Origin of the sequence: Sulfuricurvum sp. (assembly GCF_023250475.1) — a bacterium.
Classification (GTDB): Bacteria; Campylobacterota; Campylobacteria; order Campylobacterales; family Sulfurimonadaceae; genus Sulfuricurvum.
The window spans coordinates 1-5,415 of record NZ_JAHFAQ010000138.1 but is presented as its reverse complement, the minus strand read 5'-3'; the positions used below and the strand labels follow the sequence as shown (position 1 = coordinate 5,415).

4 protein-coding genes and 1 pseudogene are annotated in these 5,415 nt (G+C 42.7%); all 5 read left to right on the top strand.

Translation table 11 applies throughout. The annotated features are described in order from the left end of the window. Positions 1-186: pseudogene (locus tag Q0C19_RS10710) on the top strand (aminodeoxychorismate/anthranilate synthase component II); the annotation flags it as partial. After that, positions 183-1,367 (top strand): hypothetical protein, encoded by a 1,185-nt coding sequence (locus Q0C19_RS10705; protein WP_295055849.1) that lies wholly within the window; start codon positions 183-185, stop codon positions 1,365-1,367. The pseudogene Q0C19_RS10710 and the gene Q0C19_RS10705, both read left to right, overlap by 4 nt. A 92-nt stretch (positions 1,368-1,459) precedes the next feature. Further along, positions 1,460-2,776, top strand: a complete 1,317-nt coding sequence (locus Q0C19_RS10700) for an ATP citrate lyase citrate-binding domain-containing protein (protein ID WP_295055847.1) — start codon at positions 1,460-1,462, stop codon at positions 2,774-2,776. A gap of 10 nt (positions 2,777-2,786) precedes the next feature. Further along, positions 2,787-4,604 (top strand): citrate/2-methylcitrate synthase, encoded by a 1,818-nt coding sequence (locus Q0C19_RS10695; RefSeq protein ID WP_295055851.1) that lies wholly within the window; start codon positions 2,787-2,789, stop codon positions 4,602-4,604. A gap of 112 nt (positions 4,605-4,716) precedes the next feature. After that, on the top strand, positions 4,717-5,268 hold the full coding sequence (locus Q0C19_RS10690) for a prepilin-type N-terminal cleavage/methylation domain-containing protein (RefSeq protein ID WP_295055845.1): 552 nt from the start codon (positions 4,717-4,719) through the stop codon (positions 5,266-5,268). The last annotated feature ends 147 nt before the right edge of the window (positions 5,269-5,415 follow it).

Here is a 5,415-nt window from a genome sequence, read left to right as displayed (position 1 = left end):
CACTCTTTGATTGTTGAGCAGGAGAATCTTCCCGAATCAATTATTCCAACGGCTTACAGTGAAGATGACCATGAGATTATGGCATTGGAAATCAAAGGCAAACCGATTTACGGTGTTCAATTTCACCCTGAATCGATCATGAGTGAATTTGGACATGAGATACTGAACAACTTTCTAAAACTATGAGAGAAAAAGCCCTTTTATTTTTAATTATTGGGATTAATTTTTTAATCCTCCTTCTGCAGATTCAAGGGCTCTCTATCGGCTATCACGAGGCACAAATTTTATACGGTGAAATATCACCGCTGAAGCTTTTTATCTCTTCTTCCCTTCATCTTTTCGGACAAAACGATTACGCGCTCAGGGTTCCGATGATTCTGTTGCATATGCTGTCGGTTGTTTTACTGTATGGCCTATCCAAACATTATGTTTCACGTCCGGGTGATCGATTATGGATCGTACTTATATATGTCCTTCTTCCCGGTGTAACCAGTGCAGCGTTGGTAGTCGATAATGCAGGGTTGATCATAGTTTCTCTTTTCCTTTTTGGCTATTTGCATTTGAATTATGGACGAATGGCTCTAGGGTTAATCCCTTTTCTTATCGGAATCGATCCTGCCTTTGCCTATCTTTTTTTCGCGGTGACCTTTTATGGAGTGTATCGAAAAGAGTATGTCTACAGCAGCGTTGGAATTATCGCCTTGTCTATCTCTCTCTATTTCTACGGTATTCATATTGGCGGGTTGCCCGAGAGCCGTTTTTTAGATGTTTTGGGTGTTTATACCGCTATTTTTTCTCCGATAGTCTTTATCTATCTCTTTTATGTTCTTTATCGACGTATGATTGGCAAAGAGTGGGATTTGATTTGGATGATCGCCATGAGTGCATTTCTCATCTCATTGCTCCTTTCCTTTCGGCAAAAAGTGGAAGTGCAAACCTTTGCCCCTTTTTTACTTTTGGCGTTACCGCTCGCTGCACAAACTTTTTTACACACCTATCGTATTCGTCTGCGTGAATTTCGAAGAAGATATCGTGTTCTCTTTTATACGGCATTTATATTGTTGATTATCAATGCCTTAGCGGTCTTTTTTAACCACTATTTTTACCGATTTATGAAGACTCCTACGCACCATTTTTCCTATCCGATGCATGTTGCTAAAGAACTTTCGAGCCAATTGCATCAAAATAATATTCACTGCATAGATGCCGAGAATGAAAAACTTCAATTACGGCTCCGTTTTTACGGAATCACTCACTGTGAAGAGTATCGATTGGATGACGAAAGGGTCAAAGGAGCCAAAAAGGTTACAATAAGTTACATTAAAAAGCCGATATATGAGGCATATGTTACAAAAGTAAACAAATAGCCCGCATATTTTTCTCAAAACTCTTCAGAAGTCATTCAAATTCTCTATAAGTGATATAATTTTCGTTAAATAGATTATTCGAAGGAGTTGCAATGGCTCAAAGAGCGATTCGTGAATACGACGGTAAAGCAATTTTCTCTAAACATTGGGAAAAATACTTCAGTGGGTTTCATTACGGTTTTAAATCAGTTTTGGTAACCAATGGTGATGAATTGCGCGCATGTGCGCAAAAACACGGATTTGAGTGGTTAAAACAAGAGGCATTGGTTGCTAAACCGGATATGTTGTTCGGTAAACGCGGGAAAAATGATCTTGTATTATTTAAAACTGCCAAACCGGGTGATGTCACGCTTGAAGATGCCGCTAAATGGATTGACGAAAAGATTGCTCATGAAGTGACACTTCTTTCAGGACAAAAAGGGACATTGACCCATTTTATTGTTGAGCCGTTTACTCCACACTCTCAAGATCAAGAGTACTATATTTCAGCAACGACGGTCGGTGAAGATGACGTTCTTTACCTATCGGCTGAGGGCGGTATGGAAGTTGAAGAGGGATGGGAAGAAAAAGTTAATGAAGTGACCATTCCTATTACTATGGATGACGCTTCAATCGAGCATCTTATCCGTGCCAATGTTCCATCCGGTATTCCGGCTGAAAACAAAGAGCGCTTTATCGCGTTTGCCGAGCAGTTTTACAAATTCTACCGTGATCAAAATTTTGCTTATCTTGAAATCAATCCGATCGTTATGATCGGTAACGATATGCATATCCTTGATCTTGTGGCGCGTCTTGACGATACGGCAGGTTTTATGATGGGTGATGCATGGTGCGGTGCTGAATTCCCGACGGCTTTCGGAATGGAAGATCAGTCTCCAGAAGAAAAAGCGATTGCCGAAGCCGATTCAAAATCGGGTGCTTCATTGAAACTTACTATTCTTAATCCTATGGGACGTATCTGGACTATGGTTGCGGGCGGTGGAGCATCGGTTGTGTATGCCGATACGATTGCCGACCTCTCAGGAAACGTTGCCGATCTTGCCAACTACGGTGAGTACTCCGGCGGACCGACTACGGGAGAAACCAAGTTTTACGCGGATACAGTTCTTGATCTTATGACACGTCACAAAGATCCGAAAGGTCGCGATAAAATCCTTATCATCGGCGGTGCGATTGCAAACTTTACCGATGTTGCGAAAACGTTTACGGGGATTATCCAATCATTTGAAACGTATGCGGATCGTATGAAAGAGCATAACACACGTATTTATGTACGTCGCGGCGGACCGAACTATGAAAAAGGTCTCAAAGATATTAAAGAAGCGGCAGACCGTTTAGGTCTCTATATCGAAGTTTATGGGCCAGAAACACACGTAACGGATATCGTACGTATGGCTTTAGAGAAATAAGGAGAGAATGATGGGTGCTTTATTTACCAAAGATACACAAGCAATTTTTTGGAACAACAACGCAAGCGCTATCCAACGTATGTTGGATTACGACTATGTAATCAATCGCGTTAAACCTTCGGTTGCGGCAATCGTTGCTCCGACTTCAGGGAATAAATTCGAGAAGTTTTTCTATGGTCCGGACGAGATTATGGTTCCGGTATTTCGCAATACTACCGAAGCGGCAGCGGCATTCCCGAATGCAGACGTTCTTTTGAACTTCGGATCTTTCCGTACGGCGTATGACGTTACGATGGAAGCGATCGCGATCAAAGGACAATTCAAAACTGTTATGGTCACGGCTGAGGGGATTCCTGAGCGTCTTGCTCGTAAAATGAACCAAGCGGCTCGCGATGCGGGTGTGGTTGTTATCGGGCCTGCGACGGTCGGCGGTATTGCACCGGGCGGATTTAAAATCGCTAACGTCGGCGGAACCATCGAAAATATCATTAATTCTAAATTGCACCGTGCAGGTTCATGCGGATTGGTAACCCGTTCTGGCGGGTTGTTCAATGAACTTTCCAATATTATCTCTATCAATGCTGACGGTATTGCCGAGGGTGTTGCGATCGGCGGAGACCGTTTCGTCGGATCGGTATTTATCGATAACCTTCTTCGTATGGAGAGAAACCCTGAAGTTAAATACATGGTTCTTCTCGGTGAAGTAGGGGGAACGGAAGAGTACAAAGTGATCGAAGCGGTAAAATCCGGCAAGATCAAAAAGCCGATTATTGCATGGTGTATCGGTACGATTGCTAAACATTTCAGCTCAGGTGTCCAATTCGGTCATGCGGGTGCTTCGGCAAATGCGGATGCAGAGACGGCCGCGTCTAAAAATGAAGCGATGGCGGCAGCAGGTATCTATGTACCAGCAAGCTTTAACGATCTTCCGCAGACAATAGCGGAAGTGTACGGAAAACTTCGTGCAGCGGGTACTATCGGTGAAATCGTTGAGCCGGAACTTCGCGCTGTGCCGAAAGTACGCCGTAAAAAAGAGTTCATCTGTACGATCTCTGATGACCGTGGTGATGAAGCAACGTATGCGGGTTATCCGATCAGCTCAGTGGCAACTCCTGAAACCGGTTTCGGTATCGGTGATGTTATTTCACTCCTTTGGTTCAAAAAACGCTATCCGAAATGGGCAACCGATTATCTTGAGACGGTTATTAAAACCGTTGCCGATCACGGTCCTGCCGTTTCAGGTGCACACAATGCAAAAGTAACCGCTCGTGCAGGGAAAGATGTTATCAGCTCCCTTGTAACCGGTTTGCTTACTATCGGACCACGTTTCGGTGGAGCGATTGACGATGCGGCTCGTTATTTCAAATACGCAAACGACCGCGGCATGTCTCCGGCTGAATTTATCGATTATATGAAAAAAGAGGGTAAAACCATCTCCGGTATCGGTCACCGTATCAAATCGGTTCGTAACCCGGATCTTCGTGTATCGGGATTGAAAAAATATGCGGCTGAGCATTTTCCAAGCACACCGTTGCTTGATTTTGCCCTTGAAGTCGAAAAATTGACAACGTCAAAAAAAGATAACCTTATTTTGAATGTTGACGGTACCATCGGTATCTTGATGGTCGATATGTGGCGTGCACTCGGTTACAGCGAAGATGAGATTGACGGCTTTATCGAAGCGGGTGCGTTGAATGCATTCTTCGTTGTCGGACGTTCAATCGGATTTATCGGACATATCTTAGATGAAAAACGTCTCGGTATGCCGATGTACCGTCATCCGACAGACGATATCCTCTACAACGTCGAACTCGCAGACGAAATCTAAACCTTCCTGTCATTCCCGCGAAGGCGGGAATCCAGCTTCTTCTTTTCTCTCCTTACCTCTTTTTTTGTTATAATAGTTTTTTAATGAATTTTGTTTTCTAAAGGTTTCTATAATGAAACGGTTTGCTTTTACTTTGCTTGAATTGGTATTTGTTATTATAGTGATAGGAATCTTGGCAGTACTTGCCATGCCTGATTTCAAATCTAACCAATTACAGCAAGCGGCTGAGCAAGTAGCTAACCATATTCGGTATACACAACATCTTGCTATGATAGACGATAAATTTGATCCGACTGATGCTACTTGGTTTCAAGATAAATGGGCTATAGATTTATGTCAACCTGCTTACCTGATATCCACTTTAAATGGCACTATGACTGCAACAGACCCATTAACAACAACAGATATAAATGGTACTGCTGTTGATGATTTTAACTTAGCAACAAAATTTGGCATTACTGGAGTTACTGTAACAGGTGGTAATTGTCGTATAGGTTTCGATAACTTGGGTAGACCGTATGGATTTACTGCAGCAGGATTACCTGCAACGACCTTCGCGGGACTTTTAAATGCTAATACTATAATTACATTACAACACACTGATGGTAATGCTACGATTACGGTACGTCCTGAAACCGGTTATGTATCTGTCACGTATAACTAAAACAGCATTCTTTTTACGTTTTAGTAAATTCTTTCGAAAACCTCTTGACATCTAAGACGATTTCCCCTATAATTCCCGTCCACAAACGCTGATAGGGCTTGAGTTTAAGACCTAGAGTTTGAGTTTGCGATCATTGAAAACTAAGTA

What these genes read in the sequence shown, in the direction of transcription:
- Q0C19_RS10705 (WP_295055849.1), top strand. Translation starts at nt 183, where the DNA reads ATGAGAGAAAAAGCCCTTTTATTTTTAATTATTGGGATTAATTTTTTA.
- Q0C19_RS10700 (WP_295055847.1), top strand. Translation starts at nt 1,460, where the DNA reads ATGGCTCAAAGAGCGATTCGTGAATACGACGGTAAAGCAATTTTCTCT.
- Q0C19_RS10695 (WP_295055851.1), top strand. Translation starts at nt 2,787, where the DNA reads ATGGGTGCTTTATTTACCAAAGATACACAAGCAATTTTTTGGAACAAC.
- Q0C19_RS10690 (WP_295055845.1), top strand. Translation starts at nt 4,717, where the DNA reads ATGAAACGGTTTGCTTTTACTTTGCTTGAATTGGTATTTGTTATTATA.